This is a genomic window from Fibrella aquatilis, from assembly GCF_017353255.1.
Lineage (GTDB): Bacteria > Bacteroidota > Bacteroidia > Cytophagales > Spirosomataceae > Fibrella > Fibrella aquatilis.
Window position 1 is genome coordinate 153680 of sequence record NZ_JAFMYU010000004.1, and the last position, 14195, is coordinate 167874.

General features: G+C 56.3%; 14 protein-coding genes. 8 read left to right on the forward strand and 6 right to left on the reverse strand.

The genetic code is table 11. The annotated features are described in order from the left end of the window. Positions 1-123 precede the first annotated feature (123 nt). Positions 124-618: a hypothetical protein gene (locus J2I48_RS06840; protein ID WP_207334665.1), complete on the forward strand. Its 495-nt coding sequence runs from the start codon at positions 124-126 to the stop codon at positions 616-618. A gap of 8 nt (positions 619-626) precedes the next feature. On the opposite strand, the gene J2I48_RS06845 is transcribed toward J2I48_RS06840, so the two are convergent. Then, positions 627-1421 (reverse strand): alpha/beta fold hydrolase, encoded by a 795-nt coding sequence (locus tag J2I48_RS06845; RefSeq protein ID WP_207334666.1) that lies wholly within the window; start codon positions 1419-1421, stop codon positions 627-629. A 606-nt stretch (positions 1422-2027) separates the two neighbouring features. Between J2I48_RS06845 and J2I48_RS06850 the strand changes: the two genes are divergently transcribed. The 4 genes from J2I48_RS06850 to J2I48_RS06865 are packed head-to-tail and all read left to right on the forward strand — an operon-like array spanning position 2028 to position 7652. Continuing rightward, positions 2028-3515 carry a gluconokinase gene (locus J2I48_RS06850; RefSeq protein ID WP_207334667.1) on the forward strand — a complete coding sequence of 496 codons (1488 nt, stop codon included), beginning with the start codon at positions 2028-2030 and terminating at the stop codon, positions 3513-3515. Between the two features lie 60 nt (positions 3516-3575). Further along, positions 3576-4205, forward strand: coding sequence for a DUF4230 domain-containing protein (locus J2I48_RS06855; RefSeq protein WP_207334668.1), 630 nt, complete (start codon positions 3576-3578; stop codon positions 4203-4205). Then, positions 4202-5239, forward strand: coding sequence for a hypothetical protein (locus J2I48_RS06860; protein ID WP_207334669.1), 1038 nt, complete (start codon positions 4202-4204; stop codon positions 5237-5239). The genes J2I48_RS06855 and J2I48_RS06860 overlap by 4 nt, the downstream gene beginning before the upstream one ends. Then, positions 5178-7652, forward strand: a complete 2475-nt coding sequence (locus J2I48_RS06865; RefSeq protein ID WP_207334670.1) for a hypothetical protein — start codon at positions 5178-5180, stop codon at positions 7650-7652. The genes J2I48_RS06860 and J2I48_RS06865 overlap by 62 nt, the downstream gene beginning before the upstream one ends. Positions 7653-7696: 44 nt before the next feature. On the opposite strand, the gene rnhB is transcribed toward J2I48_RS06865, so the two are convergent. The 4 genes from rnhB to J2I48_RS06885 form a co-directional block, all read right to left on the reverse strand. Further along, positions 7697-8272 (reverse strand): ribonuclease HII, encoded by a 576-nt coding sequence (gene rnhB, locus J2I48_RS06870; protein ID WP_207334671.1) that lies wholly within the window; start codon positions 8270-8272, stop codon positions 7697-7699. A 3-nt stretch (positions 8273-8275) separates the two neighbouring features. Continuing rightward, positions 8276-9298 carry a vWA domain-containing protein gene (locus J2I48_RS06875; protein WP_207334672.1) on the reverse strand — a complete coding sequence of 341 codons (1023 nt, stop codon included), beginning with the start codon at positions 9296-9298 and terminating at the stop codon, positions 8276-8278. A 138-nt stretch (positions 9299-9436) separates the two neighbouring features. Further along, positions 9437-10189 carry a hypothetical protein gene (locus tag J2I48_RS06880; protein ID WP_207334673.1) on the reverse strand — a complete coding sequence of 251 codons (753 nt, stop codon included), beginning with the start codon at positions 10187-10189 and terminating at the stop codon, positions 9437-9439. A gap of 256 nt (positions 10190-10445) precedes the next feature. Then, complete coding sequence (locus tag J2I48_RS06885; RefSeq protein WP_207334674.1) at positions 10446-11321, reverse strand: DUF58 domain-containing protein; 876 nt, start codon at positions 11319-11321, stop codon at positions 10446-10448. A gap of 81 nt (positions 11322-11402) precedes the next feature. Here J2I48_RS06885 and J2I48_RS06890 point away from each other — a divergent pair, with 81 nt between their 5' ends. Together J2I48_RS06890 and hemG are read left to right on the forward strand one after the other, a co-directional pair. Next, positions 11403-11798 carry a DUF4296 domain-containing protein gene (locus J2I48_RS06890; RefSeq protein ID WP_207334675.1) on the forward strand — a complete coding sequence of 132 codons (396 nt, stop codon included), beginning with the start codon at positions 11403-11405 and terminating at the stop codon, positions 11796-11798. Next, positions 11798-13117 carry a protoporphyrinogen oxidase gene (gene hemG / locus J2I48_RS06895; protein ID WP_207334676.1) on the forward strand — a complete coding sequence of 440 codons (1320 nt, stop codon included), beginning with the start codon at positions 11798-11800 and terminating at the stop codon, positions 13115-13117. The genes J2I48_RS06890 and hemG overlap by 1 nt, the downstream gene beginning before the upstream one ends. A gap of 197 nt (positions 13118-13314) precedes the next feature. On the opposite strand, the gene J2I48_RS06900 is transcribed toward hemG, so the two are convergent. Further along, the gene (locus tag J2I48_RS06900) at positions 13315-13527 is read right to left on the reverse strand and encodes a hypothetical protein (RefSeq protein WP_207334677.1); all 213 of its coding nucleotides are present in this window, start codon (positions 13525-13527) and stop codon (positions 13315-13317) included. 212 nt (positions 13528-13739) lie between these two features. Here J2I48_RS06900 and J2I48_RS06905 point away from each other — a divergent pair, with 212 nt between their 5' ends. Then, positions 13740-14132, forward strand: a complete 393-nt coding sequence (locus tag J2I48_RS06905) for a c-type cytochrome (protein WP_207334678.1) — start codon at positions 13740-13742, stop codon at positions 14130-14132. Positions 14133-14195: the final 63 nt, after the last annotated feature.

Here is a 14195-nt window from a genome sequence, read left to right on the forward strand (position 1 = left end):
CGGGGAAAAACGGGGAAATCACGTTTGGTAAATAGGTGAATTACACGGCTGTAGATCAGCCCGATATGACTCATATTTGCCTGACAAACAGCCGTTTACTTGCACCTTTAACTCCCCCTCGTTATGCTACGCGTCATTTTCCTGGCGGCTATCGCCTTCTTTTTGCTCTATCTGTATGCCTACGCCACGTGGTATGCCATACAGGTACTGAAGTGCCTGAATACACCGGGATGTGTGGCCTTCGCATATCCAGCAAAATCGCCCGACACGCCGCTTTCGTTCTTACCCCTGGTGGGGGGACTGGTTTCTGCACTGGTTATCAGCGTATTAGCCATTACACCTCCTAAAGATTCACCCGACACGACGATTGTGAGCAGCGTGCAAAACATGAGCCGCGCCGAGGCCGAAGGCGTAGTAGACTGGGCCAAAGTGGTCACGCAGGTGCTGACCTACGTTTATTTGTTAGGCTGGTTTGTGTGTGGTGTGGCGTCGGTGTATTACGTCTACATGAAAGGCAATACCATACCATTACCCGAATTCACCGCCGCTGCCAAATCATGGATGGGTCTGGCCATTGCATCGGCTTATGCCTTCTTCGGGTTAAGGCCTAGCGCATAAGTCATTGGTCATTTCGCGCGAAAAAACGCGTCGGTTTTGCGGTTGAACTCGTCGGCATGGTCGATAAGCGTGGCGTGGCCGCTGTTGGGTAGTATCCACAGTTGGGCACCGGGAATGTGCTGCTGAATAGCTACTGTATGCTGAGTCACGATCACGTCGCGGTCACCAGCCACAATAAGCGCCGGGCAACGAACGGCCTGCAATGCACTCATTGGAATGTTGGGTTGCAGCATGTCGAGCATAAAAACTTTCCAGTCGTTTTTCTCTTTGGCGGTAGTCCGGGGCTTGTTGTGGTCGGCGGCATAGATTCGCTGCATATCCTTCCACGAAGCCGGTATCAAGGCAGTTGAATCGGGCGTTAGGTTGGCGCCTGTCGAGACGAAGCTGTGGACTTTTTTGGGATGGCGCATGGCTAATAAAATCGCGTTGATGCCGCCGTCGCTCCAGCCAATCACATCGACCGAATCCAGTTTGAGGGTAGTAAGCAGAGCCGCAAAATCGTCGGCCATTTGCTCGAAGCTAAGCGAATCGCCCAGGTCAACCGATTTCCCCTGCGCCCGACTATCTACGGCAATGACGCGGCGGCTTTTGGCGAAATATGGGATGGTTTTGCTGAAGGCTTCTATGCTGCCGCCGTTGCCATGAATCAGCAGCAACGGCTTTCCCCGACCATATTCTTCCACATACAGTTTCACGCCATTAACGGCATAGTATTTTCCCGCAGCGGGGTTACTCCCGTACCGAATCTGGGCTACCGATGGTAAGGTTATCAGCAGCAAAAGAATAGCAATGGCGTGTTTCATTGTACTGATTATCAGTTATTTGTAATGCTTTTAGATCGAAACGGTTTTATCCTAGAAACTTATCCTGCTCATTCGTCTTTCGTGCTGTTTCTACAAACCGCAAAAACACCAATCTATGCTGGCATTGAGGACAAAATTTGTCCAATTCAGGCTGTGGATCTATCAGTTGCCTAATGAAAGCGAACTTCCCTACATGCCATCGCACGTCCTTTTTTAAATCAAAATAGGCAGGTGGATACCTTGCAAATTCAAGATCGCAGATATTACACAGTGTCAATCTGAGACCAGGCATGATCTCATAAATGGTGTATGTATGTTGTCCTTCCGTCAGATGATTTATTTCAGCGGGCACATTCCAGCCACAGTCATGGCATGGCGCACATAACCGTGGCTCAAGAGGGGTAAAACAAAGTGGACACTGCTTCATGGTTCATCTTAGTCAGTCAACCCCAACCGCATGACCTGATCATAGTACCGGTCGATGTGGAATCGGGCGGCGTATACGTCGTGCAGAAGTTGGTTGATGTGGTTCATGGTGGTGAATTTTCTGCCTAATTACCGTTTTTCGCGTTTCATTGCAACGCACTCCTTATAAAGCGTACCTCCATGCCCCTTTCCGTGTATATCGGCGTCGACCTTGGCACCACCAACCTGAAAGCGCTGGCCATTGATGCCCGCAGCAGCGCTATTGTGGCCCATGCTGCCCGACCCGTAGCCACACTGTCGCCGAAACCGGATGTTGCCGAACAAGACGCTGACCAGTTATGGACGCTATTTCTGGACATGATGGCTGAGTTGGCCAGAGAACTACCTGCTGAGGTGGCCATTGGTGGCGTTTCATTTAGTACGGCTATGCACAGCCTATTGGCCGTCGACGAAGCGGGCAAGCCCCTGACCAACGCCCTGATCTGGTCGGACAACCGCGCTGCTACAGATGCTGCTACGATTAAACAAGAGCACCCCGACCTATACCAGATTGTTGGCGTACCCATCCACCCCATGCTGCCCCTATGCAAACTGGCCTGGTTTAAACGCACCAACCCACGTTTGCTGAAACGGGCTAGTCGGTGGGTGTCGGTGAAGGATTATTTCTGGTGGAAACTGACCGGCCGCTACGAAATAGACTATGCGATGGCCGGGGCCACGGGTATGTTCAACAGCACCAAAACGGCCTGGCACCTGCCCGCCCTCGCCCTGGCCGGCATACGCCCCGATCAGTTGTCTACCCCCGTGGACACTACCCAGACGGTGCCGTATGTACCACCCGCAACGGGAGCCGTGCCGGGCCTACGGGCGGGGGTGCCGCTGGTCATTGGGGCGTCGGACGGGTGTTTGGCGAATATTGGCGCGGGGGCCTTGGAGCCGGGCATCACCACCATCACCATTGGCACTAGCGGGGCCGTGCGGCGCACCAGCCCGCGCCCCGTGCGCGATGGTCAGGCGCGGCTGTTCTCGTACATGATGCACCACGGCAACCGACAGCAGCCCACACTCTATGCTGTGGGCGGACCGACCAACAACGGGGCCAATGTACTGCAATGGGTGTCGGAGAAAATCATGCATCTGCCTGTCGATGGGGTACTTAAACAAGCAGCCACCGTACCCGCCGGGGCCGACGGACTGTTGTTCCTGCCCTACCTCCACGGCGAACGGGCACCACTCTGGGATGCGTCGGTAAGGGGGTCATTTCAGGGGCTTGATTACGTCCACACCTCGGCGCATATGGCGCGGGCGGCGCTGGAAGGGGTGCTGTTTAACCTCCGCCGCATTGAACTTCTGCTGGCCCGCCACGCCGGACCCACACATGTGATTCATGCTAACGGTGGCTTTGCGCAATCGCCATTCTGGGTGCAACTCATGGCCGACATTTTCGCCGTGCCCGTGCGGCTCAACGCCAGCAACGAAAGCAGCGGTATTGGTGCGGCTCTGCTGGCCCATTTCGCCCTTGCCAACCCACCCACCTCCCTGGCCGAGTTAGCCCAAACCGTCCAGTTCGGCCAGATGTTTACTCCCAACCCCGACGCCGTCAAAATCTACCGCCAGCATTACAACCAGTTCGCCGCGCTCATTGAAGGAAGTAGCAGTGGGCAGTAGCAGTAGGCAGTACCACTTTCTCCGTATCTTCCCCCGTTGAACCTAACCCCCGTAGCACGCATGGATTTTCTCAATACCCTCTTACTCCTGACCGTCGGTGTGGCGGGGGGCGTTGGCCTTACCACATTCCTGCGCCGTAAAACCCAGGCTCCCGTAACCGACGTGCGCCACGAGTCGACGTTGTTACTGGAACGGATAGAGAAGGTGTTTAAGGTGGTTATGGCCGAGGGGTACTTTTCGGAGATCTACAACTACCAGGACCAGAAGAAAATTCTTTACGTATTCAACGACCCCAAAAAGGCCATGATTATTGCCAAATCGAAGGTGCTGGTGGGGTTCGATTTCCAGAAAGTGCGCTTCCGCCTGCCCGAATCCGGGGACAAAACGCTGGTGGTCGAGGCCTTCCCCGCCCCCGAAATCCTGTCGGTCGATACCGATTATAAGTTTTACGATATCCAGTCGGGCATCCTGAATTATTTCGATAGTGAGACGTACACGGGCATTTTAGAAGATGCCAAACAGGCCATGCAAGCCCGCGCCATGGACAGCGACTTGCCCCGCATTGCCAACAACCAGATTCAGTACATGATGTACCAACTCGCCGGGTCGATGGGCTGGGCACTGCAACTCCCCGAAGGCGACCAAAAAAAGATTGAGGCGCTGGAGGAAGGGAAAGAGAATGTACAATGAACATTGTTCATTGTACATTCCTCATTCTCTTCCTTTCCTGCCAACAACCCGAAACCCGGCACTCGCCCCCGCCTGAGCCTGCGTTTTATCACTGGAAAAGCACCTTTGCCCCTACCCCTGCTGACAGCGCGGTATTGCGCGAAACAGGCGTGCAGACGCTGTATGTGCGGTTTTTCGATGTTGACTGGGATGAGACCACCCGCCAGCCTGTGCCCAAAGCGGCGGTGGTCTTTCGGGAGAAACCGGCTGTGGCTACGGTGGTGCCGGTGGTGTTTATCACGAACCGAACACTGTTGAACCTGTCGCCAGCGGAGGTGCCGAGTCTGGCGCAAAAGCTGGTGCAAAAAGTGGCGCAACTAGCTAAAGACCAGGGCATCCGACACCACGAAATTCAACTCGACTGCGACTGGACACGCAGCACCCGAAGCCGTTATTTCGCCCTGTTGCGGGCCATTCAGCAGGAGGCAAAAATGCCCCTTTCGGCCACGATTCGGCTGCATCAGGTGAAGTTTGTGGCGCAGACGGGGGTGCCGCCCGTGGCGCGGGGGCTGCTCATGACCTACAACCTCACCGACTGGAAACGCCCTGAAACCCGCAACTCTATCCTCGACCTGACCGAACTACGCCGCTACACGCCCTACCTGCCCGGCTATCCCCTGCCGCTCGATCTGGCCCTGCCCCTGTTTCGGTGGACGGTGGTGTTCCGCAACAACCGGGTGATGACCCTGCTCAACAACGTAGACCGGCAAACGCTGCTGACCCTGCCCGCGCTCACGCCCCAGCCCGACTCTATGCGCTTTGTGGTGGCCCGCGATACCATGGCTTTGGGGCTGTCGTTGCGGCGCGGTGATCTGCTGCGGGCCGAAGCCTGTTCGATGATTGATTTACAGAGGGCCAAAGAAGAAATTTTGGCGCAGCTGGCCACCCAACCGCGTACATTTATCCTCTATCATCTTGACGCCCCTGTTCTTCATGCATACCCCTCTGCTGCCCTTAAAGCCCTCCTTTCGTCAACGCCTCACCAAACTCCGTAGACCCCTGTTGCTGGGCGCCATTCTCATCGGTTTCGCCTGTGCGGGTGGTGATGAGTCGTACTTCAAAAGCTTCTTCCAGCCCGAAGCCGCCACCACCAAACCCGACGACCGGGGTTATTTTTTCACCCCCCTGCTCTACAATTCAGACTACGCTGGCTATGACGATGGGCAAATGGACGACTCACTATCGAACGAAGCAAATGCAGCAGCATGGGCGGCGTATCTGGGTAGCGGTTACACGAACAGCCAGATAAACAAGGCATTAACTGATTCAGTAGCAGGCGAACAACTGCATAGCAAGCTGGCAAACAGCAAGCCAGCGGCAGCCGATTACCTGCGGTTTACCCTCGATGCGCAGCATTCTGAACCAACGGGCGATGCCTGGAATCGCACACCGGGCGATACGGTTCAACTGGCTCAACTGGCCAAACAGGCCCGCGACCTGGCGGCATCCACCACCGATGCCTTTTTGAAAGAACGGTATGCATTCCAGGCAGTAAAACTCGCCGACGAGGCCCATGATTTTGCCCAAAGCCGCGACTACTACGCGCAGTTGATTGCCCCTCTGAAAACCAGAACGTTCATCAGCGAATGGGCACGGTGTCGGCAGGCGGGGGCGCTGCTGTCGCTGGGCGAAAAAGACCAGGCCGTGTTTGAGTTTGCGCAGGTGTTCGCCAACTGCCCCAGTCGTCGCCACGCCGCCGAACGAAGTCTCCGCATCTATGGCCTGCGCTTCACGGAGCAGGCACTGGCCCTGGCCAAAACCGATGCCGAACGGGTAGCAGTCTACGCCATCTGTGCCATTCAGCCCAAACAGGACGCCCTGCCCTTACTGGAAAAAATGGTCGCCCTCGACCCTAAAAACTCCCTCAACGAGCTGGTTTTTGCCCGCGAGATCAATCGAAACGAATATTATTTCGATCAGAAAACGTACCCCGGCTACGTAGATACCGACCAAAACCGGGCCGATTCAGTGGCCTTCGTTAATCGTCGCCAGTCTCTGCCCGACTATTCGCAGAAGCTGCTGGCGTTTGCGCAGGAGGCGGCCAAAAACGCGGCCCTGGGCAACCCGGCGTTTTACCTCACCGCCACCGCTTACCTCCAATACCTTGCTGGTGACTACACCAATGCCAAAACCACCCTCGACGAAGCTGCCAAACAGCCTAACACGAACAGGGCGCTGTCGCAGCAAATGGCCCTGCAAAACATGCTGCTGCTGTCGGCGCAACCGGGCGTACCCGATGCCACCACCGAGACCCAGTTTGTGAGTTACCTAACGCAATTCAAGCAGGCCGTTGCCCCCAAAAACAAGGAGGAATACAACCCTTTCGAGGCCAATTTTCGGTTCACCAACGCCCTCACAGCGGCTAGTCAGCAGATGGCCAACCGGTATTTGAGTCATGGCGAAACGGGCAAATCGTCGGGCGGGTGGCTGTCGGGGTGTAGCTCGAAAAAGGCCGAAACGGTGATCTCCGGGCCGAATCTGGCCAAGGCATACGTGCTGCGGGTGATCTCGGCGGGGGGCAACGACAACTTTTTTTACAGCTACGGCGGGGAAGTGCCCATCCTGGAAGATACCACCAGCGCCCAAACCGCCCAGGCCGTGGCCGAGTACGTGACAAGTCCCACCGGCGAGTATGACGAGCGCCTAACAAAACTGGCCGGCATCGACGCCGACTATGCCAATCAGTTGTTGGGACGGCGGCATATGGCCGAGGGTAATTACGAGGCAGCTGTGACGGCGTTCAACAAGGTGAAGCCCGCCGTTTGGCAGGGCGAAGCGTTTACGCAGTTCATGACCGTAAACCCTTTTACGGTGAATATGCCCGGCGAAGGCAAGCCCCAAACGCCCTATGCGCCGCTTCAGTTTGCGCAGCGCATGGCCGACCTGCAAGCTAAAGCCAAACAGGCCGAAGCCGCTAACAAAACCGGCGATGACATAGCGAAACTGCACTACGAACTGGGTTGCGGGGCCTACAATCTCAGCTACTGGGGTAATGCCTGGCTCATGAACCACCGCCGCTGGAGCGGCGGCGAAGCCCATTTCTACAGCGCCTCCCCCGCCGACATAGCCCGCACGCTGGCCGACCCATACTATACCAATAGCCTGGCCCAGAGCCACTTTGAGCAAGCCGCCAAACTGGCCAAAACCGACGAGCTGGCCGCCAAAGCCACCTACATGGCCGCCCGCTGCCAGGACGATGCCCTGCGCGTTCGCCGCGAAGCCGAGCGTGAAAAAACCGGCACTTACATAGCCGATGATGACCCGGCGTTTATGGAAAAAATGGCCAATATAGCTCAGACGGAGTACGGCATGCAGAAAGCCGCCTATCGCCAGCGCTACCTCAACACCCGCTTCGCCAACGACATGCAAACCCACTGCGCCCTGTATCGGGATATTGTGAAAGAGTGAATGGTGAAAGAGTGTGGTCCGGCACTCTTTCACCATTCACTCTTTCACAATAGTCTGAAACTCAGCCGGTGGTGTTCGGTGATGCCGTGTTCGCGGAGGGCGGCGCGGTGGTGGGCGGTGGGGTAGCCTGCGTTTTTCGCCCAGTTGTAGGCGGGAAATTGCAGTCCTAGTTGCTCCATCAGCTCGTCGCGGTAAGTTTTGGCCAGGACCGATGCGGCGGCGATGCTCAGGTAAAGGGAATCGCCTTTGATGACACAGGTGTGCGGCACCATGGGGTAGGGCACAAACCGGTTACCGTCGACCAGCAGGTGTTCGGGCCGGAGGGTCAGCGCGTCGGTGGCGCGGTGCATGGCGAGGTAGCTGGCCTGGGCAATGTTGATCCGGTCAATGTCGGCGGGCGACACTTCGGCAATAGCCCATGCCAGCGCATCACGGCGAATGTCGGCCTGGATACGGTCGCGTTGGTTGCGGGTAAGTTGCTTGGAGTCGGTGAGGGTTGGGTGGGTATAGTTGGGCGGCAGGATCACTGCCGCCGCTACCACCGGCCCTGCTAAACACCCCCGCCCCACCTCGTCGAGGCCCGCTTCTATCAAACCAGGCGTATAATGTGATTTTAGCATCCTTCAGTCTTCCAAGCTATTACCCAACACCGTATTCTTCAATAGCAGCGAGACGAGTAAAAACACCACGCCCCAATATAGATACGGGCGGTATTGGTCCTGAATGTCCTCGTAGGTACGCACCTGTACAGGCACGCGTTCGAGGCGGTCTATCTGGGCGAACACCTGCCGGAGTTGGTCGGCGTCGGTGGCGCGGAAGAAGGAACCCCGGCCCACTTTGGCAATAGACTGTAAAATCCCTTCGTCGAATTGCCCTGCCGTGCTCAGCGTATCGCGCGTTCGGGCGGGGCGCTTACCCACGGCAATGGTGTAGAGCCTCACGTTGAAACCCGTGGCCAGCCGCGCCACGGTGATCGGGTCGAGGTTACCGGCCGTGTTGTCGCCGTCGCTGAGCAGCACCAGCACCCGGCTCTTGGCGGGCGAATCACGCAGGCGGTTGATACCCCGCGCCAGCGCGTCGCCGATGGCCGTGCCGGTGGTGCGTATCAGCGCCGGGCTAAGGTCGCGGAGGTACTGGCGGAGCAGGGCATAGTCGGTGGTGAGGGGGCAGAGCGAGTAGGCTTCTCCGGCAAAGACCACCAGCCCAATTCGGTCGTTGCGGCGTCGGGCCAGAAACCCCTGCGCCACCTGCCGCGCCGCCGCCAGCCGGTTGGGCTTCAGATCGGTCTCGGTCATAGACGACGACACGTCGATGGCCAGCATAATGTCGATACCCGCCGACTCTTCCTGCCGAAGTTGCCGCACCAGTTGGGGACGGGCCAGCGCCACAAGCAACAACCCAATAGACACCCACAGGCTCAGCGGCATGGCAAACCGCAGGTAACTCAGCAGCTTACCCCATCGGCTGGGCGTGCCCACAGCCCCCGTCAGTGACATCCGTAGCCGCTGCTGCCCGCGCCTGCCCAGCACCTGACGTAGCACAAACAGCCCCGCTACCGCCGGAATCAGCCACAAGGCCCACCGGTGCTCAAACTGAAACGTCCGCCACGTCGACGGCAAAAACCAATACAGTGCGTACCAGGGCATAGGCGAATGATATTCTAGTGATGAGTGAATTTCTAGTGGTGAGTGGTGAACGGTGATTGATGAGTTTGCTTCCGCCAGAGCAGTTACGCTGGCGGAAGCAAACTCATCAATCATCGTTTACCACTCATCTCTAAACCTTCACTCAATTGTTAATTTTCGTTCATAAGCGCTCACGGCCACGTCGCGCAGGGTGCGCAGGGCCAGGGGCGATTGGTCGGTGAAGGAGCCGCCGTAAACAATGCGGTCGGTTTCGCGGAGGGCATCGGCTAGGCGGTCGTCCTGAATACGATCGGCTATTTCGCGGCTTGTCAATGACGTGTAAGGCTGACTTTCAACGTTTTCCAAATATTGTTTCCAAATCACAATCGCTTCATTTGATGTTTCCTGGGCCGATTCTGGCCCAAGGTTGCGGGTCAGGCGATTATAGGTAGCTAGAAACTGAGCATGTCGCCGGGCCAGTTGAAATCGTCGCCAGCGGCGTTGCAGCACTTTCCCAAACAAGATATAAATAGCCCCTAGCAGCACCCCGATACCCGTGCTTACCAGCGCCAGATACGAGTAGTTGAACTGCTGCGGCAACGGAACGGGTTCGGTTCGGGTAGCCAGCTGAAGCGTATCGGGCCGGTTGGTAATGGGTAAACTCGACCGCAAAAATACAGTATCGGCCAGCGAGAGTACGGCGGTGCAGTCCTGCTTGTTGGCCAGATACACCGGCACTTGCAACACCCGCGCCCGGCTTACTTCAAATGACACCAGCGTATACACGGCACTGTCGGTGCTGATGTCGGCCTGGGTGCGGGTGGGGAAAACGGCCACTTTCTGCACCAGAAATGGCGCAAACTGCCGAGCCGTATCGGGAAAAAACACGTCCTGCGTAACCGGGTGTCGCACCGTCAGCGCATACTGAAACGGCCTGCCTAGTTCAATAGTGTCAGTTAGGAAACGACCAACGGGCTGGGCCTGAGAGGAAGAATGTACAATGATGTATAATGTACAATGTACAATGATCCAAAGAAAGCGTAATCCCACCCAACGGCGAACCACAACTACTCGATTAATAGCAGTACAAAACAGACTCTGTTCACTACTCATCAGCCATTCAACCGCGACATTCATTGTACATTGTACATTATTCATTGTACATTCCCTACTTTCTCCCCCTATGCTTCCTGGCTCTGAACAGTTCGGCGAGGGTGGGGACAAAGTCGGCCTGGGCGTTGAGAGGTACGTAGTCGGCGTCGTATTGGCGGCAGAGGCGTTCGAGGCGGGTGCGGCTTTGGGCAAACTGCTCGTGCAAGGCCTTCCGAAACTGCGCCGACGAGGTGTTGAGCCAGACCGTGCGGCGCGTTTCGTTGTCATACACCGGAATGATGCCCAGCCTCGGCAGGTTTACCTCGCGGGGTTCGTAGAAATGGATCACCACCAGGTCGTGCTTGCGAGCCAGGGCTTTCAGGTTATGCTCATAGCCCTCGTCAATAAAATCAGACAATACAAATACTAAGCTTCTGCGTTTCAGCACGTTAAGTGTGAACAGCAACGCCTCGGCCACGTTAGTGCGTAGCGATTCGGGTTGCAGTTTGCCCAGCGCTGTCACGAGCTGATACCCTTGCTTCAGGGTGTTGGCGGGCTTGAGGTACTGCTCTTTCTGGTCCGAAAAGCAGTAGAGTCCCACGTGGCTGGCCTCGTGCAAGGCCGACAAGGCCAACGCCCCGCAGACCTCCTTAGTAGTGTCGAGTTTTGACCGTTGGTAGGTGCCTACCTGTTGCGACGCGCTCACGTCGACCACGAAGAAAACGGTCTGGTCTTTTTCCTCCCGAAACACCTTTACAAATGCCCCATGACCTTTCGACGACACGTTCCAGTCGATAGCCCGCACGTCGTCCCCGTACTGGTAGGGCCGCAGGTCAGCAAATTCGAGGCCGGAGCCTTTGAACACCGACCGGAAATTGCCCTTCAGCTGCGAGTTGACGGCTTTACGAATGCGAATCTCGAACTCGCGGACCTTAGCCAGAAAATCATCCATAGTCGGGCAACGTTAACGATTTTTACGTCCCCGCCGCAAACGTTTTGCCCGGCAGCAGGGGTTATTGAGTAAAAGTAAATCATGATCCGTCAACTTGCCCTTTTTCTGTGCGTGGGCCTGCTGTTTGCGCAGTGTGGTTCGGGTAAAAACGAGCTGGGTGATGCCCCCGCCAACCTGATTCCGCCTAACAAGATGGCCGACCTGCTGACCGACATACACCTGGCCGAAGCCCGCGTGGCCAAGCTAAATATTGGCAACAGCGATTCAGCATCTATTGTCTTTAAACGCCTGCAAGGCAAGATCTTCGCCAAAGCCCAGGTTGACACGTCGGCCTATGCCAAGAGCTACGTCTACTACTCATCGCACCCCTCCGAACTGGCCGGTATCTACGAACAGGTGATTGAGAAACTGAAAACCGGACAGCAGAAGAAAGAGGAAGAGTTGCGGAAAAATCCGCCTAAACGCCCCATGATCTGATGACGACCGGCATCATCGGCGCGGGTATTTCGGGTCTCACGCTGGCCTATGAACTGCAACAAGCCGGGCAGGACTACCACCTCTGGGAAGCCACCGGTCAGCCAGGCGGTTACATAAAATCGGTGCGCGACGGTGTTGCTGACACCCACCCCGGCTACCTCCGCGAACTAGGTCCCAACTCGCTCCTGGGCGATCAGGCACTGCTGGACTGGCTCGACGGCCTGGGCCTCACGCCCGACCTGGTGTTTGCCAACGACGTGAGCAAATCGCGCTTTATTTTCCGCAACGGTGCCTACCAAGAACTACCCGGAACGCCCCCTGCGCTACTCCTGGGGTCTTTTTTTTCTTGGAAAACCAAATGGAAAGTCTTCCGTGAGCTAAGCAACAAGACCACCTCACCGCCGGGCGAGACGCTCGGCCAGTTTTTTCGGCGGCGTTTTTCCGACGAAATCGTAGACTATGCCCTGGGGCCTTTTGTGGCGGGTATCTACGCCGGTGACCCCGAACGGCTATTGGTTTCGGAGACGTTTCCGGTGCTGTTACAGTATGAACGCGAGTACGGCTCGGTGCTGCGTGGGTTAATCAAAAACCAAAGCAAAACGGGTCGGCGGCAGTCGTTCAGTTTCCGCGAAGGCATGCAGATGCTGCCCAACGCGCTGGCTGCCCGGCTGGAGCATCTTCAGTTCAACAGCCCCGTTGTTTCGCTAGAGCGCACGGACCGAAGCTGGACGGTGCATACCGCCACGGGCAGCGAGGCAGTGGACCGGCTGGTGCTGGCCGTAGGCACCGATGCTGCCGCCCGCTTGCTCGAAGGCCATTTTCCAGCATTCGCTGCTGCGCTTGAACAAATTGAGTACCCGCCCATGGTAGCGGTGCATTCGGCCTACAAACGTGCCGACGTGGCGCACCCGCTCAACGGTTTCGGTGGCCTGAACCCCGCCGTGGAGGGTCGGTTTTCGGCGGGGCATATCTGGAGCAGTTCCAGCTTCGCAGGCCGCTGCCCCACCGACGAAGTCCTGATTACGACCTTCGTGGGTGGCCAACAACGCGCCGACAACGCCCGCCTGCCCGAAGCCGACATCCGCGCCCAAGTACACAAGGAATTAGTAGAATCGTTTGGCATCAGTGCCACCAAACCCATTTTTCAGCAGTCGTTTTCATGGCCCCGCGCCATTCCTCAATACGATGCTAAGCTACTGACTGTGAAGCAACTAGTTGTTAACCTGGAAGCACAAAACCTCTTCATCTGCGCCAACTGGTACGGCGGCGTTTCGCTCTCAGACTGCATCGGCAAAGCGAGGAAAATGGGGGAAAGTTAGTTGGTGGTTGGCTTCGCGCTGTGAGTTGCTGTCGCGCGGCCGGAACGCCGGACCGCCCTCAACTGCGCTCGGGGTGACAGGCCACTAGAGTAAGTATCCTAGCTTGAGTCAAGGTCGTTGTCACCCCGAGCGCAGTTGAGGGCGGTCCGGCGTTCCGGCCGCGCGACAGCAACTCACAGCGCGAAGCCAACCACCAACTAACTCTTTCCCCTTACCGACTCAAAATCAGACTTGATACGGCCTACGGTCTGAGCTAAGAACGTCTGTAGCTGCTGGTTGAAACTGGCTTGTTCGTCGGGGGGCAGGGCGGCGTAGAGGTCTTTTAGCTCCTGATTGATGGCGGCCCGTTCGGCGGGGGTGGCGGCGTTGATAGACCGGGTATGGTAGGTCTTGAAATCGTAGGTAATCATGCCGGGAAAACGGGTAGGCAATGTCCTGAGTTCAGCGAATCAGATTTTGGGGTTTCACTAAACCTTTTGGGTAAAAAAAAGTCATATTAACGTTTAAGGAAGGACAGGTTTGGCCTATTATTGGGGTTTGGACCGTCTGCCATACCTTTACAGTTCAGTGTTTTACTACAACCAATTGCTTGTTTAACCCATTTGCCAATCAATCATTTCTGATGAAAAAAACGTTAGGCTTCCTTCTCGCCACTGCCAGTTTGGCCACGGCATCGTTTACGGCACAGGCGCAGGACAATATTCCTGACGACATGAAAGCCCTGATGTCTAAATATACCTGTATTGCCTGTCACCGGGTAGACGTCAAACTAGTTGGTCCGGCTTACAAAGACGTGGCCAAGCGTAATTATACAAACGACCAAATCGTTGAGCTGATTTATAATCCCAAGCCTAGCAACTGGCCGGGCTACATTGCGATGGCTCCCATGAAACAAGTACCCAAAGAAGATGCCCTGAAACTGGCCGGCTGGATCAACACCCTCGACGGTACCCCTGGCTTAGGCCCCGCCAAAGGCGCTAAAAAAGGCGCCTCCAAGAAGGGGAAGAAAGCATAAGGATAATTAAGAATTAAGAATTGTAAATTAAGAATGGCGGTTCCGGTTCGGGCTGACACAAGA

Coding starts and splice junctions, on each gene's coding strand:
- J2I48_RS06850 (WP_207334667.1), top strand. CDS start 2,028: ATGCCCCTTTCCGTGTATATCGGCGTCGACCTTGGCACCACCAACCTG.
- rnhB (WP_207334671.1), bottom strand. CDS start 8,272: ATGCTAAAATCACATTATACGCCTGGTTTGATAGAAGCGGGCCTCGAC.
- J2I48_RS06900 (WP_207334677.1), bottom strand. CDS start 13,527: ATGATTACCTACGATTTCAAGACCTACCATACCCGGTCTATCAACGCC.
- J2I48_RS06890 (WP_207334675.1), top strand. CDS start 11,403: ATGATCCGTCAACTTGCCCTTTTTCTGTGCGTGGGCCTGCTGTTTGCG.
- J2I48_RS06885 (WP_207334674.1), bottom strand. CDS start 11,321: ATGGATGATTTTCTGGCTAAGGTCCGCGAGTTCGAGATTCGCATTCGT.
- J2I48_RS06905 (WP_207334678.1), top strand. CDS start 13,740: ATGAAAAAAACGTTAGGCTTCCTTCTCGCCACTGCCAGTTTGGCCACG.
- J2I48_RS06875 (WP_207334672.1), bottom strand. CDS start 9,298: ATGCCCTGGTACGCACTGTATTGGTTTTTGCCGTCGACGTGGCGGACG.
- J2I48_RS06855 (WP_207334668.1), top strand. CDS start 3,576: ATGGATTTTCTCAATACCCTCTTACTCCTGACCGTCGGTGTGGCGGGG.
- J2I48_RS06840 (WP_207334665.1), top strand. CDS start 124: ATGCTACGCGTCATTTTCCTGGCGGCTATCGCCTTCTTTTTGCTCTAT.
- hemG (WP_207334676.1), top strand. CDS start 11,798: ATGACGACCGGCATCATCGGCGCGGGTATTTCGGGTCTCACGCTGGCC.
- J2I48_RS06845 (WP_207334666.1), bottom strand. CDS start 1,421: ATGAAACACGCCATTGCTATTCTTTTGCTGCTGATAACCTTACCATCG.
- J2I48_RS06865 (WP_207334670.1), top strand. CDS start 5,178: ATGCATACCCCTCTGCTGCCCTTAAAGCCCTCCTTTCGTCAACGCCTC.
- J2I48_RS06860 (WP_207334669.1), top strand. CDS start 4,202: ATGAACATTGTTCATTGTACATTCCTCATTCTCTTCCTTTCCTGCCAA.